Genomic DNA, 18,287 nt, shown 5'->3' with positions numbered 1-18,287 from the left:
TCGAACCCCTTTCCGAGGAATCGGGACTAGCTATCGCCCACCAATATCAAACTCCTTAAGAAATTAAGGAGTTTTTTTTATGCCTAATTTTAAAAGATTTGTTTAGCTGGTTCAAAGCATCCCGATGCAATCGGGAGGGTCGGGGGTTCGAACCCCTTTCCGAGGAATCGGGACTAGCTATCGCCCACCAATATCAAACTCCTTAAGAAATTAAGGAGTTTTTTTTATGCCTAATTTTAAAAGATTTGTTTAGCTGGTTCAAAGCATCCCGATGTAATCGGGAGGGTCGGGGGTTCGAACCCCTTTCCGAGGAATCGGGACTAGCTATCGCCCACCAATATGAAACTCCTTAAGAAATTAAGGAGTTTTTTTTATGACTAATTTTAATGACTTGCTCAGCTCGTTCAGAGCATCCCGATGCAATCGGGAGGTTCAGGGGTTCGAACCCCTTTCCGAGGAATCGGAACCCACCAATATGAAACTCCTTAAGAAATTAAGGAGTTTTTTTTATGTCTATTTTTAAAAGATTTGCTTAGCTGGTTCAAAGCATCCCGATGCAATCGGGAGGGTCGGTGGTTCGAACCCCTTTCCGAGGAATCGGGACTTGCTATCGCCCACCAATATGAAACTCCTTAAGAAATTAAGGAGTTTTTTTTATATATAATTTTAAAAGATTTATTTAGCTGGTTCAAAGCATCCCGATGCAATCGGGAGGGTCGGGGGTTCGAACCCCTTTCCGAGGAATCTGAACTAGCTATCGCCCACCAATATCAAACTCCTTAAGAAATTAAGGAGATTTTTTGTGCTTTATTTTTATAGATTATATGAGTTTTGAATGGCACGAATTGCATATCCGCGGTATTGGGTGAAATTAAGGAGTTTTTTTGTGCCAAATATTTCTTTTAATAGCATTCACAATGATTAGTTTGAATATGTATTTATTTAAATATCCATTTAAGAAGCTCTACAACAAATGCTATAACAATTATCATAACAATAAAAATTGTCAAAAAAAGCAAATTATAATATCTAGAATTATTAGAATAATCAAATTCTTTTTTTCTAAACTTATAAAGAAAAGCAATAACTATAGTTAAAACTATCGCAAAAAATAATTTCTCAAACATATTTACAATTTATCACTTATTCACCTTATCCATCAAAGTAAAATCTACCAAAACCATTGCGGCTAAAGCTTCTACGATGGGTACCGCTCTTGGAACTACACACGGATCATGGCGACCTTTTCCTTGTTGTTCAATAATTTTCCCGTCATTGGTTAAAACTTCTTGTTTTTGTAGTAATGTGGCTACTGGCTTGAAAGCTACACGGAAATAAATATCCATTCCGTTGCTAATTCCACCTTGAATGCCACCCGACAAGTTAGACCTTGTGGTACCGTCTTCGTTAAACAAGTCATTGTGTTCGCTTCCTTTCATTTTTGCTGCACAGAATCCACCACCGTATTCAAAACCTTTTACGGCATTTATAGATAACATGGCTTTACCTAATTGCGCATGTAATTTATCGAAAATAGGTTCTCCTAAACCAATAGGTACATTTTGAATGACACAAGTAATCGTGCCACCAACAGAATCGCCTTCTTTTTTTATTTCTGAAATATAGGCTTCCATTTTTGAAGCAGTTTCTAAATCTGGACACCTAACCGGATTGGTCTCTGTTAAACTAAAATCTAATTCTTGATAAGGTTTATCTATAAATATTTCTCCAACTGAAGAAACAAAAGCATTAATTTTAATTTCAGGAATAATTTGTTTAGCAATAGCGCCAGCGACTACCCAATTGACGGTTTCTCTTGCAGAACTCCTTCCTCCTCCTCTATAATCTCTATTTCCGTATTTTTGATCGTAAGTAAAATCGGCATGATTAGGTCGAAACGTGTCTTTTAAATGATCATAATCATTCGACTTTTGATTTTCATTTTCAATAATAAAACCGATTGAAGTTCCTGTAGTTTTACCTTCAAAAATTCCTGATAAAAATTTTACTTCATCAGCTTCTTTTCTTTGTGTAACAATTTTAGACTGTCCTGGTTTTCTTCTGTTCAATTCAGATTGAATAAAATCTAAACTAATGGTTACATTGGAAGGGCAACCATCAATGATTCCGCCTAAAGCCAATCCGTGTGATTCTCCAAAAGTTGTAAGTGTAAAAATTTTCCCTATCGTATTCGCCATTTGTTAAATATATTGTTACAGTTATAAAAAGTCAAACAAAAATATAGAATGTTTTTTTTATATTAGCAAAATTAAAATCAAAATAACATTTAAAATGAAAAATATTTTTTTAGTTCTGATAGGTAGTTTATTGTTTTCTTGTTCAGATGAAAACAGCGATTCGCCAAATGATAATGTAACAACTGCTTTTACCGATGCACTTCCTTTAAATAATGGAAATTATTGGACTTATGATGTGGAAGGTACTACAAATACTAGAGATTCTTTATATATATTTGGCGATGAAACCATTGGTTCTTTCACTTACAAAAAATTTAAAAATAGAAACAACATCGCCACAGGTTTTTACACTTCTTGTTTAAACAATAATAATTTAAGAAAAGAATCTGGAAAACTGTTACTAACTGGAAGTTTAAATGTTCCGCAAGGTCAAACCTTACCTGTTGGATTAGACCTTAGTCTTGTAGATTTTATCATATTTAAAGAATATGCTTCATCAGGTGAATTGCTAAATGAAAAAACAGGTTCTTTTCAACAAACTGTAAACAACATTCCTCTTACTATAGAATATAAATTAAAAGCTATTGGCGGTGAAAATATTGGCACCTTTACCTCTCCAAACAACGAAGTCTATCCAAATGTAATTAGTACAAAAATTGTATTAAACATAAAAGCTTCAACTACCATTGCTGGTTTTCCAGTGCAAGTTTTAGCACCACAAGATGTAATAACATCTACTCAATACATATCAAGAAATATTGGTGTGGTTCACACTAACACATTAACTACCTACAGTTTAGATGCGGCAATTGCCAATCAAATAGGCATTCCTGCTTCAAATACACAAATTCAAAAAGAATTTTTAGATACTTTTAACGTTAATTAACACACTATTTTCCTACTAAATGCGTTACATTTGTAACTAATATTAAATTTTTATTGTATGAAAAAAACACTTTTATTCGCATTTTTACTGTTAGGAACAGTATTTGCTCAGGCTCAAAACATTTCTAAAAATGCTTTAGGACTTAGACTAGGAGATAACGATGGCTTTGGTGGAGAAGTTTCATATCAAAGAGGTTTGTCGAAAGATACTCGTTTAGAATTTGATTTAGGTTGGAGAAATAGTAATAGTGTTGACGCTGTTAAATTAGCTGCTTTACATCAATGGGTTTGGAATATTGATGGAGGATTTAATTGGTACGCCGGTTTAGGTGGAGGTATCGGATCTTGGAGTACAAATGATTACTTCATTGGAAATCAAAAATTTAATGGCGAATCGAATACAGTACTTTTTGGAGCTGGTGATATTGGAATTGAATACAACTTCGACATTCCAATTCAGTTGTCTTTAGATTACAGACCAGAATTTTATTTTTCTGATGGAATAAATGATAATTTTGGTTCTGATATTGCATTAGGTATCAGATACAGATTCTAATTTTTTTTTGTTATAACTAAACAAGAGTCCGATAATATCGGGCTCTTTTTTTTATGTGAAATTTATTTTAAATGTCTTTTTCACTTAAACGTACTATGTGATTATTTATATTTTAGATGTATAACTAACATTAAATTACTATCTTTGCAGGCATTTTTTAGTTATAAAATACATGAGATTTCACAGAAACATTAGTTTTGCAGTAATAGACGCTTTAATGGCCATCTTTAATGATGGAGAATATGCCGATAAAGTTGTGGCGAGAGCCTTAAAATTAGATAAAAGATGGGGAAGCAGCGATAGAAAATTCGTAGCTGAAACCATTTATGACATAGTACGTTGGAAACGTTTATATGCAGAAATTGCTGAAGTTAAAAAAGAACCATTTGAAAGAGATAGTATTTGGAGAATGTTTGCAGTTTGGGCAACTTTAAAAGGATACACCTTACCAGATTGGAAATATTTTGAAGGAACACCTGTTAGAAAGATAAAAGGTAAATTTGACGAATTGTCAAAAGATAGAAAATTTAAAGAATCTATACCTGATTGGATGGATGAAATTGGTTTAAAAGAATTAGGAGAAACTGTTTGGTCTAAAGAAATTAAGGCTCAAAATGAACCCGCTAAAGTAATCTTACGAACCAATACCATCAAAACGAATAAAGAAACCTTAAAGCAAGAATTATTAAAATTAGACATCCATACTAAAGCGCTAGAAGATTATCCAGAGGCTCTAGAATTAGAAGAAAGAGCAAATGTTTTTATGACTGATGCTTTTAAAAATGGAATGTTTGAAGTACAAGATGCTTCTTCACAAATGGTGGCACACATGTTAGACATTCAACCTGGAATGAGAGTGGTAGATACATGTGCTGGTGCTGGAGGAAAAACCCTTCATATGGCTTGTTTAATGCAAAACAAAGGGCAAATTATCGCCATGGATTTGTACGAGAGCAAATTGAAACAATTAAAAATTCGTGCCAAACGTAACGGCATTCATAATATCGAATATCGTGTAATTGATACCACTAAAGTAATTAAAAAATTACACGGTCAAGCGGATAGAGTGCTGATTGATGCACCTTGTAGTGGATTAGGAGTTCTAAAGAGAAATCCAGATGCCAAATGGAAACTAAAACCAGAATTTGTAGACAACATTCGTAAAGTTCAAGCTGAAGTTTTAGAAAGTTATGCACCAATTGTAAAACCAGGTGGAAAATTGGTTTACGCAACTTGTAGTGTCTTACCTTCTGAAAATCAGGAACAAGTAAAGAAATTTTTAGCCACTGAAATTGGAAAAAACTTTACCTTTGTACAAGATAAAAAAGTATTAGCGCACGAATCTGGTTATGACGGATTTTACATGGCACTTTTAACTCGAAATAATTAAAACCCCATAATTATGAAAAAAACATACTCTTTACTATTACTTCTGAGTGCAATTTTCGGCTTTGCACAAATTCCTGCTGGATATTACAGCTCAGCAACAGGAAGTGGTTATGCTTTAAAAACACAGTTAAAATCTATTATATCTGCTGGTCATATTGATCAGGGCTATTCCGCATTATGGAATTTATATACCCAATCTGCATACAGAGATAACTATTACGAAAATGATGGGTCATTACTAGATTTATACACCGAAAAACCAAATGGTGTAGATACTTATAATTTTACAAGTACTTCACAGCAATGTGGTTCTTACTCAGGAGAGGGTGATTGTTACAATAGAGAACATTTAGTACCACAATCCTACTTTGATAATTATTTGGTTGATCCTATGAAAAATGATCCTTTTCATGTTGTTCCTTCTGATGGAAAAGTTAATGGCGATCGAGGCAATTTAGCCTTTGGTATTGTGGCTTCTGGAAGTTATCTTTCTTCAAATGGATCAAAACGAGGACCAAATACTGTTAATGCGTTTTCTAACTATTCTTCTACAGTTTTTGAACCAATCGATGCTTTTAAAGGTGATGTTGCACGTTCTTTTTTCTATTTTGCTACTCGATATGAAGATTTAATGGATGATTTTTATAACACAGCAAATGGAGCAACTTGTCAAGCTAAGAATATGTTTGATGGTAGTATCAATAAAGTTTTTTCTGACGATTTTATATTAATTTTAATAAAATGGCATTTACAAGATCCGGTTTCACCTAAAGAAATCGCTCAAAACAATGCAAACTATGCGTTTCAAGGCAATAGAAATCCATTCATAGATACACCTTCTTATGTTTGTAACATTTGGTCAACTCAATGTGCCACAGTAAATGCATTGTTATCTTCTGAATCTTTTTTAGCAGATAATGCTGTAAGCATCTACCCTAACCCAACAAATACTAATGAAGTAGAAATTTTCACTACGGAAACGATTACAAAATTATCACTTGTAAACATCAACGGACAAGTTATTAAAGATATTCAAAATCCAATTTTCTATCAGAATATTTACAAATTAAATAATTTACCACAAGGTTTTTATTTCTTACAAATTTCTGCTGAAAACGGAAGTTTAACTAAAAAAATCATTGTGAATTAATTTAGTTTTTAAAGATATATCTAAATCCCTAATTATTTAATAGTTAGGGATTTTTTTTTGAATAATGAATAAAAAAGTTCGACCACAAATTCACCAATTTTAAAAAATATAAAAGGTCTGCGAATCTGTTGAAAAAAAATTAAATACTATATTACCAAGTTTGTGATTAATAAACTTGTTTCGACAGTATTAAACCGTACATTTATAAAAAAATAATGTCCATTGAAATTAAAATTGCCGCTGTTGAACACTTGTTTAGTCAGCTTGATGTTGAAATAAACACGTTTCAAACTAAAACCAAATTACATTGCAATGCAGGTTGCGGTAAATGTTGTACCAAACTCGACATAGAAGCTTCGCCTTTAGAATTTCTACCTTGGGCTTTTCATATTTTTTTAAATGGTGATGCTGAAAAAATCTTAGCTGAATTAGAAATAAAATCTTCTACAATTTGTCTTATTTATAATCCATTAACACTTTTAGATAAAATAAATGGCAGTTGCAGCAACTATCCCTATCGCGGATTAATTTGTAGATTATTTGGTTATGGTGCTACAAAAGATAAATACGGACAATTGCGTTTAGCGACTTGTTCAATTATTAAAAAGGAACAAGCCGAAAATTTCGAAAATGCAACTGACTCCATAAACCAAGGACTTCCTGTTCCTGCTTTTACCGATTACTATATGAATTTATCACAAATTGATCATCACTTAGGCAATATAATTTTACCCATAAATAAGGCTTTGAAATTTGCAATCGAAGAAGTTTTGCAATACTACGCGTATCGACCTTTGCCAAATGGTTTCAAAAATATTGCTTAAGTTCTAATTTTCGAACAGTTCATCATTTCGACATAAGGAGAAATCTCATAATCTTGGCTACTTTATTTGATTTCTCGCTTCATTTAATCGACAAAACAATTTTTAATATTTGTAAGCAATTTATTTAAAACGTAAATTCGCAAAAAAAGAAGGATGTCCATAGCAAGTAAAGTCCAAGAAATTGAAATATTATTTGATCAATTGGAAAAAGAATTAAAAACATTTACCGAAACTACTCATTTGTTTTGCAATGCTGGTTGTGGAAAATGTTGTACCAATCCAACTATGGAAGCCTCGCCACTTGAATTTTTACCTTGGGCTTTCCATTTATTTAAAATTGGTGAAGCAGAACACCTACTTGAAAAGTTAGTAAACCACTCCAACCCTATTTGTTATAATTACAATCCGATTTCCGATTCAGATTTATATAATGGAAAATGCAACACCTATAAATATAGAGGATTAGTATGTAGATTATTTGGTTATGGTGCAACTCGTGATAAGTTTGCGCAATTGCGTTTGGCAACCTGCTCAATCATTAAAGAACAACAAACTGAAAACTATAACAAAACGAATGAAGCTATAAATAACGGATTGTCTGTGCCGATTTTTACAGATTATTACATGAATTTATCTCAAATAGATTTTCGTTTAGGAAACCTTTACGTCCATATTAACAAAGCTTTACAGCTTGCCATTGAAGAAGTTTTACAGTATTATGCTTACAGAGATTTTCCAGAAGTTTAAAACAAATTAATCCTCTAAAGTATTTTTTACTACATTTCGGGCAACTTCAATTTTATATTTTTTGCCTTTCATTTTTTCATCTTTGATGTTTTTCAGTAAAGGCGCCACTTTCGCATATTTTACTGCAGCAAATGATACAAAATCTTTGACTTCAATTAAACCAATATCCCCTTTTTCTAATTTTCCTTTTTGAGAAAAGAAACCTAAAATATCAACTTTGTTCAATTTGTTTTTCTTTCCACCGCTGATATATATGGTTTTAAATTCTGGTGGTTTAGGAAGTACACTGTAATTAGAAACATCAATTTTTTTCATATCATAATCGATGTAATCTACCTTTTTCTCACTTTCGTGAATGATAATATAGGCCGTTCCAGTGGCCATCATACGTGCGGTACGACCATTTCTATGTGTAAATTCATCCACTTTTGAAGGTAAATGATAATGGATTACGTTTTTCATTTCTGGAATATCTAATCCGCGAGCTCCTAAATCGGTTGTGATTAAATACGAAATGCTTCCGTTTCTAAATTGAATTAACGCACGTTCTCTTTCTTCTTGTTCTAATCCACCATGATAAAAAACAGAGAAAATTCCTTTATCATTTAAATAATCGCTAATTCTTTCTACTGCTTCTCTATGATTACAGAAAATAATAGCATTCTGAGATTTTAAAGAACAGATTAAATGAAATAATGAATTCATCTTGTCTTTCTCTTTAGAAATCACCAATTTAAAATCTAAATTAGTTTCTGATTTTTTCTTATCAATATAATTTAATACATGTGGATTTTCAATTCTGGTGTATTTTGGAACTTCTACGCCATCGGTTGCAGAAACTAAAATGCGTTTTTCTAAATTAGTTAATTTCCCAATAATAAAACGCATTTCTTCATGAAATCCTAATTGCAGCGATTTATCAAATTCGTCTAAAACTAAGGTTTTGATGTATTTTGGATCAAACGTTTCTCTCTCTAAATGATCGGCTAATCTTCCAGGCGTTCCAATTAAAACTGCTGGCGGATTGCTTAAATTCTTAATTTCCGTTTCGATAGAATGGCCACCATAACAAATGTTGACTTTAAAAGTAGTCGCCATTTTTTTCCAAACTTGTTCAATTTGCAAACCCAACTCTCGTGAAGGAACAATAATTAAACATTGTACTTTATTATTGTCTTCTTCTAATAATTGAAAAATAGGCAATAAAAAAGCTAAGGTTTTTCCTGAACCTGTTGGAGAAAGTAATACCACATCTGAATCAATTAATATTGACGTTTCTGCAGCAACTTGCATTTTATTTAAACTTTCGATACCTAAATTCAAAAGTATATTGTTGGAATGTAAATTTTTATTCATGTGGCAAAGATAGTTTTTAAAGTTGGAAGTACGAAGTTGGAAGTACAAAGTTTAATCCTTACTTTTGGAATTCAAAATTTTAATTATGCGCTTTATTGTCTTATTTCTGTTTGCTTCTTTATTAGTAAACGCTCAAAAAAATCTTAGCACTCCTTATGAAAAAGGAAATCAAAATCAATCGTCTACTTATGAAGAATGTGTTGATTTTTATCAACTTTTAGATGCCCATTCAGAAAAAATTGAAATGAAAACTATGGGGTTAACCGATAGTGGAAAACCGTTACATATTGTTGTTTTCTCTGAGAATAAAGATTTTTCATTCACTCAAAACAAAGCCGTTTTATTAGTCAACAATGGGATTCATCCTGGTGAACCAGACGGAATAGATGCCACCATGATGTTAATGCGAGATTTGGCTAATGCAAAAATAAAAGTTCCAAAAAACACGATTGTTGTAGCGATTCCTGTGTATAATATTGATGGCATGTTGAATCGAAATTCGTTTTCTAGAGCCAATCAAAACGGACCAGAAGCTTACGGTTTTAGAGGCAATGGAAGAAATTACGACTTAAACAGAGATTTTATAAAATCGGACACCAGAAATTCTAGAAGTTTTCAAGAAATTTTTCATACTGTAAATCCTGATGTGTTTTTAGACAATCACGTTTCAAATGGCGCTGATTATCAATATACGTTTACTTGTATTGCAACCCAACACGAACGTTTAGGAGAGAAATTAGGAAACTTTTTCAAAAATGAAATGTATCCAGAAATGGTAAAAGACATGTTGAAAAAGAAAATTGATGTGATTCCGTATGTAAATATTCATGGTGCAAAACCAGATTTAGGTTACGAACAATTTACAGATACACCACGTTATGCTACTGGCTACACTACCCTTTTCAATACCTTAGGATTTGTTCCTGAAACACACATGCTAAAACCATATAGAGACAGAGTGAAAACGACTTATGAATTTATGGTTACTGCCATCAATTATACCGATGCGAATTGGGAAAAAATCAAACTACTAAGAAAAGAAAATTTAGAGGATTTCAAAGCAGGAAAATCCTATCCTTTAAGTTGGGCAATCGATTCTTCAAAAGTATCTTACATGGATTTTAAAGGATATGAAGGCGGTTATAAACCAAGTGAAATTTCAGGAAAAGACAGATTGTATTATGATAAAAGTAAACCCTTTACTAAGAAAATTCCCTTCTATGGAAATTACAAACCCACAAAATTTGTAACAATTCCGAAATATTATATCGTGCCACAAAGTCAATGGCAAATCATAGATTTATTAAAATTGAACCACATTGAAATGACTCCAATTTCTAAAAATGAAGTGATAGAAGTTGAAGTGTATAAAATTAATTCGTTTCAAACGGGTAAAAATGCTTATGAAGGACATTACGGACATTACAATACAACTGTAACAAAAAACACAGAGAAAATGGAATTTAGAGCGGGCGATTATAAAATTTCTACGAATCAATTAGGTGTGAAATATTTACTAGAAACTTTAGAACCAGAAGCCGTTGATTCGTATTTTAATTGGAATTTCTTCGATACAATTTTACAACAAAAAGAAGGCTACTCTAGTTATGTTTTTGAAGATATGGCCAAGCAAATATTAGATGAAAATCCTGTTTTAAAACAAGAATTTGAAGCCAAAAAACAAGCAGATAAAGCTTTTGCAGATAATGGTGGCGCTCAATTGGATTGGGTGTACAAACACTCCAAATACTTTGAAAAAGCGTATATGATGTATCCAGTTTTTAGAGTAAATTAAAAATTAACCGATTTTCAATTTGTCAATGTGCCATTTTCCATACGAACTTTAGAATTGGCACATGGTCTTATTTTTCAATGGATACATTGGCGTGTTCAGTTTCAAACAACAACTTTATATTCTCGTAAGAATTACCCAAAGCGGCTTCAATTTCTGAAGGTTTTAACCAAACGGCTTTTGAAATGCCTTCCTTTTCTTGCGGACAAGTTTTTCCTGTAAAATTCGTTTGCATTTTAAACCAATAGGTGATTTTTAATTTAAAAACTCCGTTTCGTTTAAAAACATGATAGGTTTTTTGTAACTTTTCAGTAATTTTTAAACCCGAAACTCCAGTCTCTTCCTCTACTTCTCGCATGGCTGCATTTTCGATAGTTTCGTCTTTTTCTATACCGCCTTTTGGTAAATCCCATTTTCCATTTCTGAAAATAAATAGAACTTCACCATTGGCGTTAAATACCAATCCACCACCCGCTTTTGCGACAGGAATTTTCGATTTCAAAGTTTTCATAATCAACTTTTCATCGGAATGATACAAATAAGCACTTTGAATTTTATTCAAAAATAATTCTGAGATTACTTTTGGAATATTAACCGTTTCTAACAGATAAAATTTGAAATTTGTTTCCTTTTCAATCTTATTTGTCAAAAAAAGTGGTTTCTCGTTTACAAAAACTTTATACATTTGCAATATGATATTTAACAACAACACAGCACAACAAACAGCCGAATTGCTTTTACAAATAAACGCAATTAAATTGAATTCTAAAAATCCTTTTACATGGGCTTCAGGCTGGAAAAGTCCCATTTATTGTGATAACCGTATAACGCTTTCGTTTCCAGCGGTTAGAAATTATATTAGAGATGAATTTGTTAAGCAAATTGAAGACAAATTCGGTAAACCAGACGTTATTGCCGGTGTAGCAACAGGCGCAATTGGTATTGGAATCTTGGTAGCAGAAGCTATGGGATTACCATTTGTGTATGTTCGACCAGAAGCTAAAAAGCACGGAAGACAAAATCAAGTAGAAGGTTTTTTACAAAAAGGGCAATCTGTAATTGTCGTAGAAGATTTAATTTCAACAGGTGGAAGTAGCCTTTTAGCGGTAGATGCTTTACGTAATGAAGGCGCCAATGTTAAAGGTATGGCAGCCATTTTTACTTACGGATTTCCTATTTCTGAAGAAAAGATTGCAGAAGCAAAATTAGAGGTTTACACTTTAAGTAATTATGAAAACTTAATTGCTAAAGCCGTTGAAAAACAATATGTTTCGGAAGAAGAATTAGAAACCCTACAATCTTGGAATAGTAATCCTAGTGAATGGGGAAAATAATTTTTGATTTACGATTTACGAATTTAGATTTACGAATTTAGATTTACGAATTTTTTAAAATAAAAAACGCAAATTCATTTAGTTGAATTTGCGTTTTAGCTTTATATAATCTTGTCAAACCGTTTGTCATTCTGAACTTGTTTCAGAATCTTATCAAAATAATTTAGAATGTGAAACAAGTTCAGATTGACAAAAAACATTACACCAACTGAATGCCTTCGTTATTAATATCAATTAGTTTTTGTTTGTATAAACTTCCGATGGCTTTTTTGAATGTTTTTTTACTCATTTTTAAAACCGATTTAATTTCTTCAGGATGACTGTTGTCATTCAAACGTAAAACGCCATCGTTTTGTTTTAAAGCATCTAAAACTTGTTGTGCGAAATCATCAATAGCTTCAAAACCTTGCTTTTGGAAAGATACATCTATTTTTCCATCAGGGCGAATGGTTTTAATGTATCCTTTTGTTTTATATCCTGGAGAAACCGTTTCAAAAACTTCATTTTGATACGCTAATCCTCTAAATTTTCCGTTGATAATTACGTTAATACCAATTTCCGTAATGTGAGAAACCATTAAATCTACTTCTTGTCCGACTTCAACATCTAAAGGTTCTTTATCTAAAAACTGGTTGATTTTACTAGATGCCGCTAACCTACCCGTTTGTTTGTCTAAATACATCGTTACAATATAACGTTTGTCTTTTTCCATCGGACGTGCTTGTTCTTTAAAAGGTACGAACAAATCTTTTTCCATTCCCCAATTTAAAAAAGCACCAAATTTATTGATGTAATTTACCTTTAAAACGGCATACGAATTTAAAGTAATAAAGGGTTTTAGAGTAGTTGCAACTGGACGTTCTTCATGGTCTAGATAAACGAAAACCGTTAAATCTTCACCAATTGTGAAATCACTTGGTACATATTTATTGGGCAATAACACATCGTCTTTCCCATTGGTTAGAAACAATCCTACTTTGGTTTCTCTATCTATTTTTAATGTATGATATACACCTATTTGTAACATATTATGGTTTTATTATTAAAAGTGATGGTGTATTATTTAACCAGACACTTCGGGTATCAATTAGTTTTTTCCAACTATCAATACTCATGATTAATACATCTTGTTCTTTTAAGAAATCTTTTTCTAATTTAGAAGAATGTATGACTTTAACATTTTCATGTGTAATTTTATCCTCCTCATTAACAATGTCATAGGTATCGAAAATTGAAATTTGAGCGGTAGAATTCTTTTTTAATATTTTCACATAATCTAATAAAAACTGATCTTCTTTATTGAATAAAATAACAGAAATATTTTCAGTTTTCATAAGGCTTTTATCTACAAAAATACCTAGTGGAACTTCTGTTTTATTGATGATAGCCTGAGTTTTATCATCGAAGTAATTAATTTCGAACAACTTTTCTTTACCAGTAAATGTATTCAATAAATTTTCTGGATTTATAATTTTTGAAGTAATTCCAAGCACCTTTCCTAATAATGTTCCTTCAAAAATTGAAGAACCAATATTAATTAATACTAAATCGAATTCGCCTTTGTTACCCACTTCAACGATATCAGAATCGATATCTCTAGAAGCTTTAAAAAGCGTTTCAACTTTTCGTTTTAATTTATTCGCTTCTTTTAAAACAGGTTTGAAACTTTCTTTTTCATACTCCTCAATTTTATATGGATTTACCTCATTAGTAGAAGAAATATACATTGCTGTAATAGATTGTTTTTCTTCATCTGAACTTATAAAATTATTTGCAACTTTCAGCAAATGCTTACCATCTTCAGGATTTTCAAAAGAAACTAATACTTTATAGTCAATACTATCAATATTTGATGGTACTACATTTTTTCGTTTTTTAAATATAAAATCAATAATATTTAAAGCTGGACCTGTCATAAAAGTTGTAGAAAGTGCCATAATTACCATCATTGCAAATATCTTTGGAGAAAGAACACCTAATTCTAAACCAATATTTAAAACGATTAGTTCCATTAAACCTCTTGTATTCATTAAGGCACCTAATGTTAAACTGTCTCTCCAATTTTGACCGACAAATTTAGCAGTTAAAGTACTACTTAGAAATTTTGCACCAACAGCAATCAAAACGATTATACCAGTAGTTTTCCACAAATATTCGTTATTTAATAAACCAATTTTTGTGTTTAAACCTGTTACCACGAAAAATAATGGTAAAAGAACTACTAAAGAAACATCTTCAACTTTTTCAATGAAAATATTTCTAAATTTCATATTATCTGGCATAATAACACCTGCCACAAATGCACCAACTAAAGCATGAATACCAATAATCTCAGTTAAGTAAGAGGAAATTAATAATGTAACAAAGAAAATTGCCACAACCGGTTTAGTTATTTTTTCTGCAGAACTATATAAATTACCAATATGTTTTAAAAAAGGTCTTACGAGCAGTAACATCAAAGCAATATATCCTATAGCCATTGCAATTATATACAATGAACTTGCTACAGAACCAGCTTTTACTATTGCAATTACAGCTGCTAACAAACACCATGCAGTTATATCATCAATTGCCGCACACGTTATTACTAAAGCTCCAATTTTAGTTTTTTGTAATCCTCGCTCCTGAACAATTCTAGCTAAAACAGGAAATGCAGCTATACTCATGGCTACTCCCATAAATAATCCAAAAGACATAAAATGAACATCCTTTGGAGCAAACTCTTTATAAAGAATAGTAGCTAAACCTAGACCTAGAGCATAAGAAACAATAATACTTGTGTGACTAATAATAAAAGCTTCTTTGACTTTTGTTCTTAGTACTTTTAAGTCTAATTCCATTCCCACAACGAACATGAAAAATATTAAACCAATTTGACTTAAAAATTTTAAATTTACAATTGATTCTTGAGGAAATAAAATTGGAAAAATATCGGGAAAATATGCACCAAACAATGAAGGACCTAATGCAATACCTGCTAACATTTCTCCGATTACAGTAGGCTGACCAATTTTTCTACAGATCCATCCAAAAAAACGTGCGACAAAAATAATTGTTACGATTTGTGCTAATAAAATAGCTAATGGATGAAATATGTTATGCAAAATTGAATTTACAAATTCATCAAAATATTTATGTTTGACAATAATTTCACTAGAAACTTTGCCAGCTTCTAAAGTTTTACCTTTCAGTAAAATAGAATATATTAAACCAGAAAAAATAACTAGAACAGAAATATAAAAAAATGAATTTTTAAAATTCTTCATCAAATAAAATAACTAAATTTAATTTTCAATAGGACCTTCCCATTGAGAAATACCACCAACTAGGTTATATACTTTTTCAAAACCCAATTGCTTCATGATACCACAAGCTTGTGCGCTTCTTCCGCCAGCTAAACAATATACAAAATAACTCTTGTCTTTATCTAATTCTTCCACTTGGTAAATAAAACCTTGACCTTTATATATGTCTATATTAATAGCTTCAGGTATGATTCCGTTAGCTACTTCTTCTTCTGTTCTTACATCTAAAATTACTGCGTTTTCAGTGGTTAAAAATCCATCCCACCATTCTTTTTGATCTAAATTCATTGTTTAATAATTTTGCTCAAATTTACAACAACTATTTAGATATAAAAATTTATTTTCTGGTGCACTTCTGAATATCATTATTTTATATCATAAATTATTTAACAAAAAATTAATAACACTTGTATATACAAATAAAATAAAAGCATTACATTTGTACCTACAAATAAGTAATGTAATGAAAATTGAAGAAGAAATAAAAAGTACAGTAGAATTGTCTTTAGCAAAAAAAGTAATCTTGAATTTATCATTTACCAGAAATATCGTTGGCGATAAATTTCTAGAAATATTAAAACCTTACGATTTATCTGGAGAACAATATAATGTGTTAAGAATTTTAAGAGGACAGAAAGGAAAACCGGCTAACATGTCTGTTATCCAAGAAAGAATGATTTCTAAAAATAGCAACACTACAAGATTAGTAGACAAGTTAGTGTTAAAAGAATTTGTTATTAGAAAAGTTTGTCCTTCTAACAAAAGAAAAATGGAAATTACCATTACAGATAAAGGTTTAGAAATTTTAAATACTCTAGACCCAATAATAATCGAACACGAAAATAGCTTGGCTAGCAATTTAACAATAGAAGAATTAGAACAATTAAATAATTTATTAGAAAAATACAGAAATTAATTATGAGTACATTTATAGAAAATCAGAATTGGCGTTATGCTACAAAAAAATTTAATAGCGAGAAAAAAGTATCTGAATCAGATTTAAATCTTTTAAAAGAGGCTATTCAATTATCTTCTTCATCTTATGGATTACAACCTTACAAAGTTTTAATTGTTGAAAATGAAGAAATTAGAAAACAATTACAACCAGCATCTTGGGGACAAAGTCAAATTGTAGACGCTTCGCACCTTTTAGTTTTTGCAAGTATTAAATCTATTGATGCAGATTATATTAATAATTATGCTGCAAATATGGCTAACACAAGAAATATTCCTTTAGAAAGTGTTCAAGGTTATGCCGATTTTATGATTGGTAACATTACAAGTTTAACTCCTGAACAACAAGCCATTTGGACAGCAAAACAAACGTATTTAGCACTTGGAAATTTACTTAATGCTGCTGCTGAATTGAAAATCGATGTTACGCCTATGGAAGGATTTGTGCCGGATCAATACAATGAAATTTTAGGACTAAACGAAAAAGGCTTACATGCTACATTAGTGGCAACTGTTGGATACAGACATGATGAAGACGACACACAACACTACGCTAAAGTAAGAAAACCAATATCAGAATTATTCGAAACAATTTAATAACTAAATATTTAACAAAAATGAGAAATTTAAAATCAATCGCAGTAGCATTAGTAGCGTTATTCGCTTTTACAGCAAATGCTCAAACAAAAAAAATCAACGTATCTAAAAGTGGTATCGTTTGGACAGGTAAAAAAGTAACAGGTTCACATACTGGAACAATCAATTTACAAGATGGTGCTTTAGTATTCAAAGGAAAAGTTTTAAAAGGTGGAACTTTTACTGTAGATATGACCTCAATTAATACTACAGATTTAAAACCAGGTCAAGGTAAAGAAAGTTTAGACGGACATTTAAAAGCAGATGATTTCTTTGGTACTGAAAAACATAAAACTGCAAAATTAGTTTTTACAAATATTAGTGGAAAAGGAAACGGTTTATATACTGTAACTGCAGATTTAACAATCAAAGGTATTACAAAAGCTATCACTTTTGATATCGTTGTTAAAGGAAACACTGCATCTACAACTTTAAAAGTAGACAGAACTAAATATGATATCAAATACGGTTCAGGTTCATTTTTCTCTGATTTAGGAGACAAAACTATCAGTGACGAATTTGAATTAAAAGTTAACTTAGTTTGGTAATAAACTATAAGTAAGTAAAAAAAAAGTCCCGATTAAATCGGGACTTTTTTTATGGAATAAATTTTATTTCGAAAGCGGACCGGCCGATTTTTTTTCTAAAATACTTTTTTCTTCTTTAACCAAAACAGTGCCTTTGATTCTTAATGCTACCATTCCGTTTTCTTTATTTACGGCATTAGTTTCAACGGTTATGGTTTTACTAATTGGACCCGGATTCATATTATATTGCACTTCAATTACACCTGTTTTTCCTGGTGCAATTGGTTCTTTTGGAAAACTTGGTACCGTACAACCACAACTACTTTTTGCATCTTTAATTAATAATGGTTCATTTCCAATATTCTGAAATTCGAATGTTCTTTTCCCTGAATCAACACCTTTATACACTTCACCATAATTAATGGTTTCTTCTTTAAATTCAATTTTTGCACCATTTTGTGCATTTGCTGATAATCCAGTTACCATTAAACCTAAAATAAGTACTAATTTTTTCATTTTTATTTTAATTTGAGATTTGTAAAAATATGTTATTTAAACTAACTAACAAAAAGTAAATACATTTTTTTTATTCTATTTTATATAATTACTTTTGCAGATATATTTCAAAAATTAT

The 18,287-nt window shown here is 31.2% G+C and carries 18 protein-coding genes and 3 tRNA genes; 14 read left to right on the top strand and 7 right to left on the bottom strand.

Annotated elements, in window-relative coordinates; translation table 11 throughout:
• The first annotated feature begins 95 nt into the window (after positions 1-95).
• From G4D72_RS06055 to G4D72_RS06045, 3 genes are all read left to right on the top strand, one after another.
• A tRNA-Cys gene (locus G4D72_RS06055) sits at positions 96-164 on the top strand.
• 78 nt (positions 165-242) lie between these two features.
• Positions 243-311, top strand: a tRNA-Tyr gene (locus G4D72_RS06050).
• 218 nt (positions 312-529) lie between these two features.
• A tRNA-Cys gene (locus G4D72_RS06045) sits at positions 530-594 on the top strand.
• A gap of 545 nt (positions 595-1,139) precedes the next feature.
• Here the strand turns inward: G4D72_RS06045 and aroC are convergent.
• The gene (gene aroC / locus G4D72_RS06040) at positions 1,140-2,198 is read right to left on the bottom strand and encodes a chorismate synthase (protein WP_166076729.1); all 1,059 of its coding nucleotides are present in this window, start codon (positions 2,196-2,198) and stop codon (positions 1,140-1,142) included.
• A gap of 94 nt (positions 2,199-2,292) precedes the next feature.
• Here aroC and G4D72_RS06035 point away from each other — a divergent pair, with 94 nt between their 5' ends.
• The 6 genes from G4D72_RS06035 to G4D72_RS06010 all read left to right on the top strand — a co-directional run bounded on the left by G4D72_RS06035 (position 2,293) and on the right by G4D72_RS06010 (position 7,749).
• Entirely contained in the window at positions 2,293-3,084 is a 792-nt protein-coding gene (locus tag G4D72_RS06035; protein ID WP_166076728.1) for a hypothetical protein, read from the top strand.
• Positions 3,085-3,141: 57 nt separating this feature from the next.
• Entirely contained in the window at positions 3,142-3,639 is a 498-nt protein-coding gene (locus tag G4D72_RS06030) for a hypothetical protein (protein ID WP_166076727.1), read from the top strand.
• A gap of 172 nt (positions 3,640-3,811) precedes the next feature.
• Positions 3,812-5,029 carry an RsmB/NOP family class I SAM-dependent RNA methyltransferase gene (locus G4D72_RS06025; RefSeq protein ID WP_166076725.1) on the top strand — a complete coding sequence of 406 codons (1,218 nt, stop codon included), beginning with the start codon at positions 3,812-3,814 and terminating at the stop codon, positions 5,027-5,029.
• A 12-nt stretch (positions 5,030-5,041) separates the two neighbouring features.
• Positions 5,042-6,178, top strand: a complete 1,137-nt coding sequence (locus tag G4D72_RS06020; RefSeq protein ID WP_166076724.1) for an endonuclease — start codon at positions 5,042-5,044, stop codon at positions 6,176-6,178.
• A 215-nt stretch (positions 6,179-6,393) separates the two neighbouring features.
• Entirely contained in the window at positions 6,394-7,002 is a 609-nt protein-coding gene (locus G4D72_RS06015) for a YkgJ family cysteine cluster protein (protein ID WP_166076723.1), read from the top strand.
• Positions 7,003-7,155: 153 nt separating this feature from the next.
• Positions 7,156-7,749, top strand: a complete 594-nt coding sequence (locus tag G4D72_RS06010; RefSeq protein ID WP_166076722.1) for a YkgJ family cysteine cluster protein — start codon at positions 7,156-7,158, stop codon at positions 7,747-7,749.
• 6 nt (positions 7,750-7,755) lie between these two features.
• Here the strand turns inward: G4D72_RS06010 and G4D72_RS06005 are convergent, their stop codons facing one another.
• The gene (locus G4D72_RS06005) at positions 7,756-9,105 is read right to left on the bottom strand and encodes a DEAD/DEAH box helicase (protein WP_166076721.1); all 1,350 of its coding nucleotides are present in this window, start codon (positions 9,103-9,105) and stop codon (positions 7,756-7,758) included.
• A gap of 85 nt (positions 9,106-9,190) precedes the next feature.
• Here G4D72_RS06005 and G4D72_RS06000 point away from each other — a divergent pair, with 85 nt between their 5' ends.
• Positions 9,191-10,900, top strand: a complete 1,710-nt coding sequence (locus tag G4D72_RS06000; RefSeq protein WP_166076720.1) for a M14 family zinc carboxypeptidase — start codon at positions 9,191-9,193, stop codon at positions 10,898-10,900.
• Between the two features lie 67 nt (positions 10,901-10,967).
• Here G4D72_RS06000 and G4D72_RS05995 read toward each other — a convergent pair whose 3' ends face one another.
• Positions 10,968-11,582 (bottom strand): NUDIX hydrolase, encoded by a 615-nt coding sequence (locus G4D72_RS05995; RefSeq protein WP_166076719.1) that lies wholly within the window; start codon positions 11,580-11,582, stop codon positions 10,968-10,970.
• A 7-nt stretch (positions 11,583-11,589) separates the two neighbouring features.
• Here G4D72_RS05995 and pyrE point away from each other — a divergent pair, with 7 nt between their 5' ends.
• Positions 11,590-12,231, top strand: a complete 642-nt coding sequence (gene pyrE / locus G4D72_RS05990; RefSeq protein WP_166076718.1) for an orotate phosphoribosyltransferase — start codon at positions 11,590-11,592, stop codon at positions 12,229-12,231.
• A gap of 199 nt (positions 12,232-12,430) precedes the next feature.
• On the opposite strand, the gene G4D72_RS05985 is transcribed toward pyrE, so the two are convergent.
• From G4D72_RS05985 to G4D72_RS05975, 3 genes are read right to left on the bottom strand one after another with little or no spacing between them, the layout of a single operon-like run.
• Entirely contained in the window at positions 12,431-13,258 is an 828-nt protein-coding gene (locus G4D72_RS05985; RefSeq protein ID WP_166076717.1) for a CvfB family protein, read from the bottom strand.
• 1 nt (position 13,259) lies between these two features.
• On the bottom strand, positions 13,260-15,497 hold the full coding sequence (locus G4D72_RS05980) for a cation:proton antiporter (RefSeq protein ID WP_166076716.1): 2,238 nt from the start codon (positions 15,495-15,497) through the stop codon (positions 13,260-13,262).
• Positions 15,498-15,515: 18 nt separating this feature from the next.
• Complete coding sequence (locus tag G4D72_RS05975; RefSeq protein WP_166076715.1) at positions 15,516-15,824, bottom strand: rhodanese-like domain-containing protein; 309 nt, start codon at positions 15,822-15,824, stop codon at positions 15,516-15,518.
• Positions 15,825-15,999: 175 nt separating this feature from the next.
• On the opposite strand from G4D72_RS05975, the gene G4D72_RS05970 reads away from it, so the two are divergent.
• Genes G4D72_RS05970 through G4D72_RS05960 form a run of 3 tightly spaced genes read left to right on the top strand, consistent with a single transcriptional unit; the run spans position 16,000 to position 17,674 of the window.
• Positions 16,000-16,452 carry a MarR family winged helix-turn-helix transcriptional regulator gene (locus G4D72_RS05970; protein ID WP_166076714.1) on the top strand — a complete coding sequence of 151 codons (453 nt, stop codon included), beginning with the start codon at positions 16,000-16,002 and terminating at the stop codon, positions 16,450-16,452.
• 2 nt (positions 16,453-16,454) lie between these two features.
• A complete protein-coding gene (locus G4D72_RS05965) occupies positions 16,455-17,087 on the top strand; it encodes an NAD(P)H-dependent oxidoreductase (protein ID WP_166076713.1) in 633 nt (210 codons plus the stop codon).
• A gap of 20 nt (positions 17,088-17,107) precedes the next feature.
• A complete protein-coding gene (locus G4D72_RS05960) occupies positions 17,108-17,674 on the top strand; it encodes a YceI family protein (protein WP_166076712.1) in 567 nt (188 codons plus the stop codon).
• Positions 17,675-17,737: 63 nt separating this feature from the next.
• Here the strand turns inward: G4D72_RS05960 and G4D72_RS05955 are convergent, their stop codons facing one another.
• On the bottom strand, positions 17,738-18,169 hold the full coding sequence (locus tag G4D72_RS05955; RefSeq protein WP_166076711.1) for a DUF1573 domain-containing protein: 432 nt from the start codon (positions 18,167-18,169) through the stop codon (positions 17,738-17,740).
• Positions 18,170-18,287: the final 118 nt, after the last annotated feature.

It is taken from the genome of Flavobacterium difficile (genome assembly GCF_011392115.1).
In the GTDB taxonomy this organism is placed as follows: Bacteria; Bacteroidota; Bacteroidia; order Flavobacteriales; family Flavobacteriaceae; genus Flavobacterium; species Flavobacterium difficile.
The sequence above is the reverse complement of the archived record's forward strand: the minus strand, read 5'-3'. Positions and strand labels throughout refer to the sequence as shown.